The organism is Laceyella sacchari (genome assembly GCF_004343255.1).
Classification (GTDB): Bacteria; Bacillota; Bacilli; order Thermoactinomycetales; family Thermoactinomycetaceae; genus Laceyella; species Laceyella sacchari.
Map to the genome: position 1 here is coordinate 1,067,764 of NZ_SMDD01000001.1, position 13,965 is coordinate 1,081,728.

12 protein-coding genes and 1 other annotated feature are annotated in these 13,965 nt (G+C 46.0%); of the genes, 6 read left to right on the plus strand and 6 right to left on the minus strand.

Annotation, left to right across the window (positions count from 1 at the left end; all coding sequences use genetic code 11):
- The first annotated feature begins 120 nt into the window (after window positions 1-120).
- Window positions 121-972 (plus strand): DUF2935 domain-containing protein, encoded by an 852-nt coding sequence (locus EDC32_RS05190; RefSeq protein ID WP_132220250.1) that lies wholly within the window; start codon window positions 121-123, stop codon window positions 970-972.
- On the opposite strand, the gene EDC32_RS05195 is transcribed toward EDC32_RS05190, so the two are convergent.
- From EDC32_RS05195 to EDC32_RS05205, 3 genes are read right to left on the minus strand one after another with little or no spacing between them, the layout of a single operon-like run.
- On the minus strand, window positions 962-2,080 hold the full coding sequence (locus EDC32_RS05195) for a Ger(x)C family spore germination protein (protein WP_158283238.1): 1,119 nt from the start codon (window positions 2,078-2,080) through the stop codon (window positions 962-964). The two genes, EDC32_RS05190 and EDC32_RS05195, sit on opposite strands and share 11 nt — an antisense overlap.
- Window positions 2,077-3,174, minus strand: coding sequence for a GerAB/ArcD/ProY family transporter (locus EDC32_RS05200; RefSeq protein WP_132220252.1), 1,098 nt, complete (start codon window positions 3,172-3,174; stop codon window positions 2,077-2,079). Before EDC32_RS05200 ends, EDC32_RS05195 begins: the two co-directional genes overlap by 4 nt.
- A complete protein-coding gene (locus EDC32_RS05205) occupies window positions 3,174-4,691 on the minus strand; it encodes a spore germination protein (protein ID WP_132220253.1) in 1,518 nt (505 codons plus the stop codon). Before EDC32_RS05205 ends, EDC32_RS05200 begins: the two co-directional genes overlap by 1 nt.
- Before the next feature lie 33 nt (window positions 4,692-4,724).
- Between EDC32_RS05205 and EDC32_RS05210 the strand changes: the two genes are divergently transcribed.
- Window positions 4,725-5,117: a hypothetical protein gene (locus EDC32_RS05210; RefSeq protein WP_132220254.1), complete on the plus strand. Its 393-nt coding sequence runs from the start codon at window positions 4,725-4,727 to the stop codon at window positions 5,115-5,117.
- 397 nt (window positions 5,118-5,514) lie between these two features.
- Window positions 5,515-6,402, plus strand: coding sequence for an alpha/beta hydrolase (locus tag EDC32_RS05215; RefSeq protein ID WP_246026848.1), 888 nt, complete (start codon window positions 5,515-5,517; stop codon window positions 6,400-6,402).
- Window positions 6,403-6,464: 62 nt separating this feature from the next.
- On the opposite strand, the gene EDC32_RS05220 is transcribed toward EDC32_RS05215, so the two are convergent.
- Window positions 6,465-7,835 (minus strand): amino acid permease, encoded by a 1,371-nt coding sequence (locus tag EDC32_RS05220; protein WP_132220256.1) that lies wholly within the window; start codon window positions 7,833-7,835, stop codon window positions 6,465-6,467.
- A 200-nt stretch (window positions 7,836-8,035) separates the two neighbouring features.
- Window positions 8,036-8,286 (minus strand) — a binding site (T-box leader).
- Between the two features lie 597 nt (window positions 8,287-8,883).
- Between EDC32_RS05220 and EDC32_RS05225 the strand changes: the two genes are divergently transcribed.
- Together EDC32_RS05225 and EDC32_RS05230 are read left to right on the plus strand one after the other, a co-directional pair.
- Window positions 8,884-10,041 carry a C39 family peptidase gene (locus EDC32_RS05225; protein ID WP_132220257.1) on the plus strand — a complete coding sequence of 386 codons (1,158 nt, stop codon included), beginning with the start codon at window positions 8,884-8,886 and terminating at the stop codon, window positions 10,039-10,041.
- A 495-nt stretch (window positions 10,042-10,536) separates the two neighbouring features.
- Window positions 10,537-11,775, plus strand: a complete 1,239-nt coding sequence (locus tag EDC32_RS05230; protein ID WP_246026849.1) for a glycosyl hydrolase family 18 protein — start codon at window positions 10,537-10,539, stop codon at window positions 11,773-11,775.
- Window positions 11,776-11,850: 75 nt separating this feature from the next.
- Here the strand turns inward: EDC32_RS05230 and EDC32_RS16275 are convergent, their stop codons facing one another.
- Together EDC32_RS16275 and EDC32_RS16700 are read right to left on the minus strand one after the other, a co-directional pair.
- Entirely contained in the window at window positions 11,851-12,012 is a 162-nt protein-coding gene (locus EDC32_RS16275) for a hypothetical protein (RefSeq protein ID WP_158283240.1), read from the minus strand.
- A gap of 62 nt (window positions 12,013-12,074) precedes the next feature.
- Window positions 12,075-12,203: a hypothetical protein gene (locus EDC32_RS16700; protein WP_022738097.1), complete on the minus strand. Its 129-nt coding sequence runs from the start codon at window positions 12,201-12,203 to the stop codon at window positions 12,075-12,077.
- A gap of 211 nt (window positions 12,204-12,414) precedes the next feature.
- Here EDC32_RS16700 and EDC32_RS05235 point away from each other — a divergent pair, with 211 nt between their 5' ends.
- A complete protein-coding gene (locus EDC32_RS05235) occupies window positions 12,415-13,467 on the plus strand; it encodes a coiled-coil domain-containing protein (protein ID WP_132220258.1) in 1,053 nt (350 codons plus the stop codon).
- Window positions 13,468-13,965 lie beyond the last annotated feature (498 nt).

Consider the following 13,965-nt stretch of genomic DNA (forward strand, 5'->3'; position numbering starts at 1 on the left):
TTTAGGGTTGTTTCAGCGTCACGCATGTATGCAGCTGCCGGAGGAAGCGACAAGTATGTTTTCATATTCACGGTCATGCTTCCATATGTTAGTTAAAAAGGTTATGAGTGGGGGAACGATATGTCCTTAACCGTGTGGCAAGAACATCGTTTTTGGCTACAAATTCTATACGAACACGCGCTGTTTGTGTATGAGAATTTGTCACCAGGAGAAACGGAAGCGGTCACCCAAGCCTGCGCTTTTATGCATGAGTTTTGCGAGCTGCTGTCGGAGCTTTCTGGCATGGATCCCCATGCTCCAGTCCATGCGCCCACGAATGTGGGGTTTGCACAACGGGCGTATGCGGTGGCTAGTCGTTATTGCCAGTTTGAGGAAGGATTGCAAAAGAGGCGAATCAACAACGAGGTGGTGCTTTCGCTGTCACCCAGTTATTTTAACGGAACCTTGCTAGAAGCGAAGGAATACATTCGTTTGCTCTCGTACTATGTGAAAGGGATACAGCCCCCTCATTTGCCATTGTTGTCGCTGTTAAACACGTGGTTGATCGATCAGTTAGGGCATTCCATTCTGTTGATCAACATGCTTGATCCGTTGGAAACGATTGTGGCCACCCGATCCGAGCGATTCAGAAATCTTTTCAGATCCCTTTTGTCGCAAGCCCAGTCCATGGCTATGTTCCCTTATTCTGAATCCGAAATATACCCTCGCCTCGCTTTGTTGGGCCATGAAACGGCAGATGTGGTAAAGCGGTTTTACCGGTATGTGGAGACGGTTACCCGTTTATATCGCAAACGGCAAGTGTTGAATAAAACGACGTTAAGGTTTTTGGAGCATCATTTTAGTGAAACAAATTATTTCCTGATCAAGCTGAGTTACTATTTCCCAGACATCCAGCCATTGCCGGATGGTGGAAGGCTGTATCAATCGGAAGATGACGAAGGAAGACCCCATTCCAGAGACGCTAAAAAGTGATGCCATAGCTTTTGATCGTGACATGGGGGGTTACGCGGATATTGGCCTTGGCCAATGTTTCCGGCCAATTGTTTTGTACCTGTTTCCAAATGGAATAATGATACGCCTGCGCTACCCGGCCCAAGCCCATCGGGTCCAGTCGGTGATGTTGGATTTTGGTTATCAAGCGCTCAAGTTTTTGCTGCAATTGCTTTTCAATGGCCTGTTCCAATTTTCTTCTCTCGGTTTTCATGTCGAACGGGAAGGTGCGCTCAGAGAGATTGGCGGTTAAATCCACTTGAAACTCAAATAGAAACCTTCCTTTCGCATAAGCGGAGCTGATTTTGTGCCGGTTGACTGTCAGGCTCACATTCATCTGGGATATCGTTGGATTGTTTGGTGCCATGTTGGGCGGAGCCGTAAACGACAGCTGCAAGGGGTATTCCGTTCGGTGCTGAAGCAGGAGTAAAAGCGAGCTTTCGTTTTGGTTGAGGGAAGTGGCGTATTTCCCGTCATTGTTCAGCAGAGCGGTGCCCGTAATTGCGTAATCTTGTCCCCGGATGCGCATTTCCGTGAGATAAGGTGTCACCCGGTTGTCCAACATTTGACCGCGAAAATCAATCACGCGGGTAAGCACGGTCGAACTGATTTGATGGGCCGCATCGATTGTGTCGCGGATGGCGATGCCCAAGCGGCCCTTGTCTTGAATCGCGATGTTTTGCAGATCTTCAAGCGAACCGTCCACGACGATCGTTCTGGCGTTGATTTCACTTTTGGGATCGCGAAAAATCACGTCCAGAATAGGAAAGACATTGATTCGTTTCAACATCTGCTTACTGATGATCAGGTTTTGGATTTTGCCGGAGATGACGTTTCCTTGGCTTTGTGAATTGAGCAGTTTTCTGTTTTGCCGAAACGACAAGGCGGTGGATTGCTCGAAATGCGTTTTTTTATTCGCCTCTTCGCGAAATACGGGTGCAGAAGTGACAACGATAATCTTTCCCTCTTCATCCATATCCAACGCGACACTGAGCGGAATATCAGCGTCTTCCAAATAAAGCTGGTCACCGCAACCTGTAAGGGTCAACAGCGACAGGCAGACGAGAATAGCGTGACCCCAACGTTTCACATCGCTCTCCTCCTTTGGATCAGATGCCGCAATTGGCTGACCGCCCACAAAAACGCGATAAAACCGAACATAATTAATCCTGCATGGGAAAGCCAATCCTGAAATTGTTCGATCCTTTCATTGGTCATGTCCAAAAAAAGGGAACTAATCGCGATGGCCGCCACCATGAAGAGTAACAGAGGATGGTACGTCGACTTGCGTGTCAGTTGCGTCAAGCCGCGCAATGCCAAATATAGATATGGAATGACGGTCATCAACTGAATGATCGTATAAAAAGAGAGGAATAAGATTTCCAATCTCTCCAAAAAGGCGAACTGGATCGGTTTGAGCAAGGCCAGAGTTGGCCAGATCCACGTTTGTATTTCTCTGTCGCTGAAGATGATATTTGCCAAGATGATTACAAGCAAGTACACCAACATCGACATGGTACAGGCGATCAAAATGCCTTTCGTGGCCTTTTTTTTCTCTTGCAAGTAAGGATACAAGACGAAAGCCATCTCAAATCCGAGAAAGGGGGTAAGCGTCGATTGGACTCCGGTGATAATCGGAAGCCACCCTTCTACGGCAATGGGCAAGAGATTGAGCCAGTACGCATGATGAACTGAAAATAGAAGCAGCATCGGCATCCACGAGCAGATCAAATAAACAAAGTCCGAGTAGTGGCCGATAGCGATGATGCCGTGCCGGCACAACATGTACACAGGGATCAAAAAAAGCACAAACAACAAAAAGGTGGAGGTGTTTGGCAAGATCCACACCTGGATCAGGAACAGGGTGGCGTATAATGTAGAGAAAGCAGCGTACAAGCCATACACCGCCCACAAGAAGGTGAAGGCGCCTCCCAACCATTTCCCGAAATAGATGGGCAAGATGTCAAATAAGGTTTTGTCGGGATGTTTTTTCATTATGTTAATGATCAACAGGCTGAAGACCATGGTAATGAGCCAACCGATGAGGATGGAAATCCAGCTGTCCCTTCCTGCGAATTTCCCCACCTCGCGTGGAATTGACAATACGGCGATCCCGATTTGCGTTTTATAGATGGTGAATGTAAATTGGCTTAGTGACAATTGTCCCTTTTCCGGCATCTGCATCAGTTCTTCCCACTCTTTCCACTGTGGCTTTGTCTTTTTCTTTGCCGGGGATCGGCTGAGATCGGGCGCTTATCCATTTTCCACAAGGGCACCCGGTACCAAGTATCTTTCCAATCGGGGAGACGGATGGGAGCGATCGGGCTACCATAAGGGTATCCCAACGAAGTGGTCGTCACGATGTGGATAGAAAGAATCATCAACCCAATGGCAATACCCACCATCCCGAACATCGAAGCGATGATCATCAGTGGGAAGCGAATCAGGCGGATTGCCGAGGCCATGTCGTAGTTGGGGATGATGTAGGAAGAGATCGCTGTCAATGCCACGACGATCACCATGATGTTGCTCACAATACCGGCTTGAACCGCCGCCTGCCCGATGACGATCCCCCCGACCACCCCGATAGTTTGTCCGATTGGTGATGGAAGTCGCACACCAGCCTCCCGAATCATTTCAATGGTTACTTCCATGATGAATGCTTCCAACAAAGGAGGAAAAGGAACCCTTTCCCTGGATATGCCGATGGAGATCAACAAGTCGATTGGCAAGATTTCATAGTTAAAAGAGATGGTAGCGATATAAAACGCTGGCAAACTGATGGCGATGAGGAAAGCGAAAAAACGCAAGAAACGTAAGAAGGAAGCCAGAATCCAGCGTGCGCTGTAATCATCCACGTTTTGGAAGAAAGAGGTGAAGTTCATCGGACCCACCAGCGCTACGGGGGAGTGATCGGCGATGATGACGATCCGCCCTTGCAGCAACTGAGAGACAATCGTGTCTGGCCGCTCTGTCTGCATAAACTGGGGAAAAACGGTAAACCAATGATCCTCCAGATAATCCTCCAGTTCCCCGGCGTTGATCAGCGCATCAATTTTGATGCGATTGATCCGGTTTTCCAATTCCTTTACCAGTTCCGGTTGGCAAATGTCACGCAAATAGAGGAGGAACACGGTGGTTTGGCTCCGCTCCCCGACAAGAGTCTTTGTCAACATTAACTCTCGGTGGGGCAAGTAACGCCGGATCATGGCGATATTCATCCCCACAGTTTCTACCAAGCCTTGGTGTCCACCTTTGAGCGTCGATTCTACTTGGGGTTCTTTGATGGACCGTTGCGGCCATCCTTGCGTGTTAAATATGATCGCCCACGATTTCCCATCCACCAACAACACGCTTTTCCCTATAAAGATGGATGATTCGATTTGGTCCATATCGCGTGTAGTTGATGTTTGGTGAATAGGGATGCTGTCTGGGTCAAATGCTGTATTTTCGATCATCAAGGGGCGTAAGATTTGATCATTGATCGCCGTTTTGTCGACCAGATTTTCCAAGTATATTAGAACAGCTTTTTGTCCAGAGGCGTTTCGCATCTCCTTGATGATCAAATCGGGGGAAGAAGCAAACCGCTGTTTCAAGGCGTCCACATTTTCGGCCAGTTTGGTGGAGACAGAAGCTTCACTTGTCTGGGTGTCCCGTTTTTGTCTGCGATTTATTTTTCCGAATCGAAAAAACACCCTCATTCACCTCTATCCGCCCACGCGTGAAATGTTCCTATGAAGCATAGTCTTTGTTATTGTCAGGTTTATTATGAATGTCTTGCTAGATACAATGGGCATGATGAAAAAGCCACCTCACTCGAGCCAGTGAGGTGGCTGTCTGACGAAACCGGCTTAATAGCCGTAGTGATGATAGTAGTGGTGCTTTTTGTGATGGTCGTGTTTTTTGTGATGGTCGTGTTTTTTGTGGTGATGTTTTTTGTGATGATGTTTTTTCTTGCCTTTTTTGTGGAGATCGATGTCGATGTCAATGTAGATGTTGTTTTTATTGGAGTTTTTGTTGGAGTTTTTGTTCACATTGACACCCTTCTTGCTGGAATGCTTCTTTTTGTGGTGATGGTCTTCCCAGCAGAAAAAGTAAGCGTTGTACATGCGAATCTCTCCTTTTGAAAATGATATTTAGTAGACTTGACCGGTCGGCTTCGATCAAATCTACCATTGATATATAGATATGTTTTTAGAAGAAAAAGGAGAGGGCGCATGCCGCAGCAAATATGTCCAATTTGTACGCAAAATAAAGAAGATTTCAAGGGTTTCTCGGCAAAGGTTCTACACAACTTTTCGAATACTTGCTATGTTAAAAGAGTAATAACTAATACTACATGTTATTGCGAAAGCCATTTGCTATGGAACAGGGAGCCAATCAAATAGACATAGAATTCCCTTCCTGATCTTTTTCTAGCAGATGGCTTTTGAAATAACCGCAAAGAAAGGTTCTGAGAAGATGAAGTCGGTTTCTTTTACATTTCCTTCGTCAGATGGTGTAAAGATTCATGTAAACAGATGGGTGAGTCGATCCAAGGCGAAAGGAATTGTCCAGATCGCCCATGGGATGGCGGAGCATTCAGGGCGATATGCCGACTTTGCTGCGGCATTGACCGAGGCTGGATATCATGTTTATGCCAATGATCACCGCGGTCTAGGGAAATCGGCAGGGAATTGCGAAGTCTTGGGGCATTTTGCCGATGAGAATGGCTGGGAGCTTGCAGTTGACGACATGTACCGTTTAACCAAGTTAATCAAGGACGAAGTTCCCAATCTCCCTCTATTTTTATTTGGCCACAGTATGGGCTCATTTCTTTCGCGAACCTACATCCACCAACATGGGGAGGAACTGGCTGGGCTGATCTTGTCCGGCACAGGGGCAGGTCGGAAGGTGATGAGTTCGTTGGGCATTCTCATCGCCAAAATCGAATCTCGGCTCAGGGGGAAAAGGGCTAGAAGTGTGCTGATGAACACGCTTTCTTTCAGCAATTTCAATAAGCCGTTTCAACCTGCTCGCACACCGTTTGATTGGTTGAGCCGTGACCCGCAGGAAGTGGATAAGTATGTGCAAGATCCGCTGTGCGGGGAGGTTCCCACCACCAATTTCTTTTGCGATTTGCTGACAGGGATCAAACAAATGGATGAAACGGAGGGATTGGCACGCATTCCCAAAGAACTGCCCATATTGCTGCTGTCGGGAGGCAAGGACCCAGTTGGGCAAAATGGAAAAGGGGTGCGCAAAACCTATCAGCTATTCAAGCAGATCGGCATCAAAGACGTGGTGCTGAAATTGTATCCGGACGGGCGGCATGAGATGTTAAACGAAACGAACAAAGAAGAAGTGTACCGGGATATCCTCGCTTGGTTGGACACCCGGGTTACACGTTCATCTGGGCATAGCGAAATGTGAAAAATCTGCGAGTGAAAACCTCCGCTAATTGGCAGATCGTCAAGCGGAGGTTTTTGGTGCTTTTATGAGGTTGTGGCTGGCTTTTCCCGCTTTGTCGCGATATGTTGCCGCACGTGGTAGCTAACATATACCAATAGATACCAAACGGGGGCCACGATGAGAGCGATCGCTGTCGAATCAACATAAGCCATCAGGATGACCACAATCCCCAGAAAAGCTAATGCGAAATACGAAGAATAAGGATAAAGTGGCATGTGGAATGCTTCTGTACGGCTCATTTTGCGAAAGCGCAAGTGGGCGAGCAAGATTAATGCCCAGCTGGTGATCACGGCAACCGTCGCCACGGATGAGATATACAGAAAGACTTTTTCCGGAACAAGGTAGTTCAGTACCACTGCAACGGATAAGAGCAGGGAAGAAAATAGGATGCCCCGTTGCGGTGCATGGGCTTTGTTTAACTTGGTGAATATGCGAGGGGCTTGGCCTTCCAATCCCAAGTGGTATAACATCCGACCAGTGCTAAACAAGCCGCTATTAAAAGCCGACAAAGCGGCGGTAATGACGACGATATTGAGGATGGTGGCAGTGGCAGGTATGCCGATTTGATCAAAAATCATGACGAATGGGCTGCCTTTGGTGCCGATTTCATTCCAGGGATAGAGCATCAACATGATTGTCAGGGCGCCGACGTAAAAAATCAAGATGCGCCAGATCACTTTATTCACTGCGGCAGGAATGCTTTTGCGCGGATTTTTCGCTTCGCCGGCTGTCATGCCCACCAGTTCGACTCCGCCGAACGAGAAGAACACCAACACCATGGAGAGCAGGAAGCCTTTCCAACCGTGCGGCATGAAACCGCCATGGGCAAACAGATTGTCTACTCCAGTTGAAGTGGGCCCATGCTCGATCGGTCCGAAAATAAGGAACAATCCTCCTCCCATCATGGCCAGAATGGCAAACACCTTGATGGAAGCGAACCAAAATTCAAACTCCCCAAACGCTTTGACATGTAACAAGTTGACCAGCGTCATTAGCACCAGAGCAACGAGTGCGGGCACCCATTGTGGCACGCTGGGAAACCAATACTGGAAATAGGTGCCGATCGCTGTCAGTTCGGCCATGCCGACAATAATCCACATAAACCAATAAGTCCATCCTGCCAAGAATCCAGCGAACGGTCCGATATATCGTCCAGCGTAATGGCTAATAGAGCCAGAGACGGGTTCTGCCAAAGTCATTTCACCCAAGGCGCGCATGATGAAGAAAATGACGACTCCGCCGATGAGATAGGCTAAGGTGATCGCCGGTCCTGTCATTTGGATGGTGGTGGCAGAACCGTAAAACAAACCTGTGCCGATCGCTCCGCCCAAAGCGATCATATGCATGTGTCGCTCATCCAACCCTCTGCGCAATTGATTGTTATGGCTGTCCATCGATTTCAACCCTCCTGTTTTCATGTAAAATGGAAACCCCCGCCCGGCAACCAGGCGCAATTCGCCTGATTGCTGAGGCGGGGGGACCGCGGTACCACTCAGCTCTTCCACTTCCTCACGGAAAATGGACTCACTCGTCTCACAGCACCGCCAAACGCAAAAACGCCTCAACGATCAAGGGAATGGGATTTCCCTATGATCGCTGAGGCGACAGGTTCGCGGTACCACTCAGCTTCTCCGTCTACCTCACGGCAGGCGGACTCAACTAGTCTGAAGAGACTCAGCCTGATAACGATGGCCATTCGTCGCATTCTACTGGGGATAAGCTCCCGTTCAAACGCGAAGCTCCGAGGCGAAATTTCAACAAAACGATCGTACTGCCCTTTCAGCCATGGGGCCGTTCTCTGTTGACGATGTTGTTTTGTCTACTTAACCTCTTCATTGCATGTGAAAATGAAATGCTATTTTGATTTTTAATTTAGATAGAATTATATGAGAGAGGATGGTGTCTGTCAATAAAAAATTTTGATCGCATGGTGAAGATGTTTTTTAAGAGAAGATTACTTCTTCAAACACACCTGTTTTATCAAATCCAAGTTTTTGGTACCAGCGAATGGCCGTATGCTTTGCTGTTTTTACAGTGGATGGGTCGCGAAGCTGCCGATGGACACGACATGGGATTGATTTGACTGCGCAATGAGACATTAGCCATGCTGATGATGGTGCCAAATGACAGAATGTTTTCTCATATGACAGCCAAGCGAGTGAAATGTGTGGTTTTAGTGGTGCGTAGAATACACCGGCTTGCAGATCAAATCAGAGCATATTTAGTAGCGAATCGTCAGAAAGGAATGGATGAAATGCGGATTACATTTAAGAGATTGGGGCGTTGATTAGTCCTTGTCTTTCATCGCAGTAGGGATATGGCATTTTTTTATACAGCAAATTAACTTAATGATTTTATATTGCTTTATTTTATCTATTATTATAATTATATAGAAATAGAATATAATAATTAAGTGTTTGAAAATACATAAAGGAGGGATCGATGATGAAAAAAATTATGTTTGTTGTTTTTGCATTATCTCTTATTGTTGCTCAATCTATGTTCATTAATCAAGGATATGCTGAAACCAATATTGTAAAAGAAATCAGTAGAAAAGATGCTCTGAAAGCCAGTGGGAACTTTTTAAAAATGAGAAATGAATGGCAAAGAGCAAAATTAGAGATCTTGACAGATTTGTACGACTTTGAAGGAAATCGTGTAGCCTATTATATAGTAGCTGAACAAAATGGGAAAGAATTGGGTAATATGGTTGTAGCCGATTCTACTGATCGTGGTCCGGTTATTGAATTTGGGAATGATCCTTCCTATACAACGGATATCAAAAAAATGCTTGATGAAGGGAAAAACGTATATTATGTTGGGCCTTTTCAATTCATGGGTGCTATAGATACAGAGGATTTGCAAAGACAATCAAATGAAAAGAAAAATATGATTTTAAAAAGGGTTAAACAGAAAATAAAAGGAAATTCCCAAGTTATTGAGGAAATAGAAAGAGAACACAAATTTAAGAAAATACCTACGAGTTACAAAGAAAGCAGTGTTGAATGGAATAGCCTTTTAACAGATGAGAGTAATATTAAGCCATTGGCTATTACTGCAAAAAAAATGGATATTCCAAGAATTAGTCAATATATCAGTGGCGTTTCGCATCCCAATTCTTCATGTGGTCCTACAGCTGCTGCGATGATTACGAATTACTATGACAGCCGTGGTTATAATGTAAGGGGCACCGCTTACTATGGTACTCATGCCTCTTTAATCAATCATTTATATAGCGAATTTGGTAGTACGATCATAGGAACAACGGCTGGAGATTTTGCAAATGGATTTGATAAACATTTAGAACATGATACACCTGGAAAATGGACTGTTTCTAGACCTGCTGCGGAAGGAAACTTCGGTACGTATAAAGCGCATATTGATGGAAATGCTCCTGTAGCTGTTTTATCAGGTAAAATCTACAGCCCATTAATTGATGAAGAATGGCATTGGTTGGTCGGTTCTGGATATGACAATACTAATGGCTCATATGCTTGGTTAATTGATCCAAGCCGTCCGACTAGTTCATATGATCGATATGTGAAATGGGTTGATCATGATCAGGATTGGACGCTTGTATTTTCAGGTTATAACTGGTAAATGAAAATCCCCCCTCTTGGTTGAGGGGGGATGATGAGAGGATGAAAAAATGATTCTATCTTCAAAGTCGCTTCTATTTATTTCTTATGTGTTGGTGGTTTTAATCACCTTATTCATGATCTATTTTGCAAGTAAAGGTAAAAAGCCATGGTTGGTGGTGATTCCATACTTAGCTACGATTGTGGTTGAGTATATCTTTGTAGAGAAACCCATTACCTCGCCAAGTGGTATAATCATATTAATATTTTTAAATATCTTAGTGGGAATAACACACCTTGTGACTTATTTTATTTTTAGAAAAGATAAATAATGTAGTTACATGACTTTTATATTCGCGAATACAAAGGCTCGCTCCATGAAGGAACGGGTTTTTTTGTTTCTCGTAATTGGCAAATGCGCAACCATAATGGTATAGACAACTATACTAATATACGTTAAACTAATAATATACAGAATATTTGATTGTTTTTGTGGATTGAAAAAGGAGAGATGGAAATGAACATCAAGAATAGGGGGAAACGGGGCGCGGTTATCACTCTTCTCATCGTGGCAATGATTTTTAGTTTGTCGCCGGCAACGTTTACACCCTTGCATGCCTCTGCATCCGGTGATGAAGTGAAGGCACCGCTGAAGAAGGAAAGCGCCAATGAGCCGGCCCGCAGGTATGTGGCTTATGCCAGCACATGGAACACAAGCATTTACGATTTAACGCCCGCTAATATCCCCAATTACATCACCAATGTGAATCTTTCCTTTGCCAGACCAGATACCGCTTATCGAAAAGGTTCATATGAATTCGATCAGGCCGTCGCCGGCTTTGAATTCGTCGAAGGGGCGACCACTTACAACGGACAGAAGAAATTCACTCCCCAACAGGCACGTGACTTGCGTGACAACATCGCGGCCTTAAAAGCGCGCGGCACAGAGGTTTGGGTGTCGGTTGGTGGCTGGGCATATAGCCAAGGTAGCCAATGGGCCAACTTCAGCGCATCGCGTGTGGTTGACCTGGCGCTTGATTTGGGTGCGTCAGGCGTCGACATTGACTGGGAATCCAGTGGCAGTCTTTGCAACAAGCTGGAAGCAGAGCGGTTCAGCTGTACCAAGGATGGTGAGATTGCCTGGATCATCACCAGCCTCTACAATGAAATCCAAGCACGTGGTGCCGATCTGAAGATTTCGATCGCTGGTTGGTCGACCGGAGCTTATTATGTCAAGGGCACGCCGTTTGAAGAAGGGAAAGTGCAGTGGGGTTCGCCGTTTGGCGGAACCATGTATCGCGTGGTAAAGGACCATGGTGACAAGATCGACTTCATCAACCTGATGTCCTATGATGCCGGTGATTATTATGATCCGCGTGAAGGGTACGAATCGTATCGGGCCATCTATGACGGTCCCATCAATATCGGCATGGAAATCGCCCCCGAAGGCTCCGGCGGAGCAGTACTTGAAGTGGAGGCGCCGCCTGGTACCGTCTACGATGCGGAAATGCTCACAGGCCAGAACAATATCGCTACCCGATACTACAACGTCGAAACGATGGTCAAGTACATTAAGTATAAAGGTAAAGCCAATGACGGCTTTATGCTCTGGCAGCTCTGGAAACAACGCGTCCATCAACCGGCACCGAGTGGGGCGGCCACCGAAAATAGTGCAGGCCAATACGTTTGCCGCAATCTTCCGTTGGCGGGGGACTGCAATCAAACCATCCCTGACCTGCCAAAGCTAATTCCTTAACAACGATCGAAAATGATGACAAAGGCGAGTTTATGCTCGCCTTTGTTTCGTTTGGAGCAAGGATGTGCGTGTCTGTCAAGGTAGATCGAGCGGAGGTGGTTCCTCTGGTGGAGTGAGCAGGTTGGGAGGGATTGGTTCTATAGGTGTGGGAGCGCTGTCTGGCAGGCGTTTAAGCGGGTCAGGCAACTCCGTTTCCCTGTTGTCGGTTAGCGGTTCGTTTTGGTTCGCCCGTTTCATTTATTCAACCTCCTTTAACAGTCAAAGACAAGCGTTCAAGCATAGTTGATTGCATACCTCGTTCATTTCATGCGGGTAATGAGCCATCCGGCCACAATGAAGAACAGAGGAATTCCCACCAAGTTTAGCAGGAAGGCATAGATCGTGGCTGACGGCACTTGCGTTGCATCAAAAAAATAGGACAGGTCCATTTGGATCACCTTTCTGCCTGGGGGCAAAAACTGGTTTATAGTATATTATTGGCCAATCAAGGTTGTTTTTAGTGATGGACGGGAGGCCAATTCAATTTGTATGAGACGCTTTACAAACATATGTTCGTATGGTAGAATACAAATATAAGCGCGAGACATCAAAGCTCTTGCGGCGGATGAATTTCACTTCTGAGCAAAAAGGAGAATCCAGATGCGTAAAGTCACCGAGAAAGACACCAAAGCGACGATCCTGAAGGCTCTCCGTGAAGCGGAGAAGAAAATTGCTGAGTTGGAGAAAGGAAAGCTAGATCCGGTTGCGGAAACGACGGCGAAAAAAACGGCGGAAACGATCACCAAAGCCAACAATATCGTGGAAGGGAACATTGAAGAGAAAATCTCCGATCTGTCAAAATCGGTCACTAGCTTGCTTAGCAAAATCAGTGATGACATCAAGACGCAAACGGCCAATCTCCAGACCGTCAAAGAAGCGATCGCCATCAAAGAGGCGGAGCTTAAGGAATTGTTCGGAATTGAAAAGCAAGCTCATACCCTCGCCGGGCTGGTCAACGCCCATCAAGAGTTGAAGCTGGAACAAGAAAAAGAATTGGTTGAGGCCAAAGAGAAAGCAACGGCCGAACTAAACGAGATCACGAACAAAATTAAGTCGGCGCGTGAAGAATACGAGGCGCTCATCAAAGAGCAAAAAGAGAAACTGGCTCAAAGTCAGAAGCGTGAACAAGAAGAATTCAAATACGACTTTGAAAGACATAAGAAACAAGCGTATGACCAACTAGAGGATGAGTTAGCGAGCAAACGCAAAGCATTTAACTTGGAACTCGAACAGAAAAACGCTGAGTTGAGTACATACAAAAAATCGCTGGACGAGCGTGAAAGCGAAATCGCAAAACGGGAGCAGAAGATGGATCAGCTTGAAGCTGAAGTGGCTGCCATTCCCGACAAAATCGCAGAGGTCAAGAAAGAAGCGTCAGCAAAAGCCGACGCCGAAATCAAAAAAGTTCTGGCTATCCGCGAAAATGTTCTCAAAAAGGAAGTGGAAGCCGACAGACGCATTCTGGAAACAGAGCGCGACAATTTGAAAGCACAGCTTGATACGGCGAATGAAACCATTTTGAATTTGCAAACGAAATTGGATGAAGCGTATAAGCGGATTCAAGAAATGGGTATTCAAATGGTGTCAAGCTCAAATGAATCCAAAGCGTTTGATAAGATTGCTGCATTGGTTTCCGATAAAAACAACAAGTGATGTAATATGAAACAACGCTTTCCCATAAGATGGTTTTATATGAATCCTCTCTCAGTATTCGGCCGGAGGCACCTATCATGCACCCGGCCTCTTTTTTTGCCGGCTGTTTGCGCCAGCAATAAAGTGTCTCTAGATGGAGGAAAGGCACGATGTCAGGATGGCTCTTCGGGTTCCAATTGTAATAAAATAAGGTTGTGGAACCTAAAGTGATCATGAATGATAAGGTTCTCTCGATGTAAGTCAACCAGGTTTGAATAAGCTTGATGTTTGTTCATTAGACCACACGACATGGAAGGTGTCAGTTTTGAGGCTTGTTGCGTACCCTATCCTCTTTCGGTGAGCAGGAATCACTTGGCAGTAGAAATCTGAAGGTTCTATCAATTATCGCTCCAGTGGCACCGGATGGATGCCCGGTTGAGAAAGTACGGGCTTTGATGTAAGGGTTTTCAAGGCGGCTTTCCCCGGTCATCGGATAGGGCGGCAATCTCAAAAGAATCA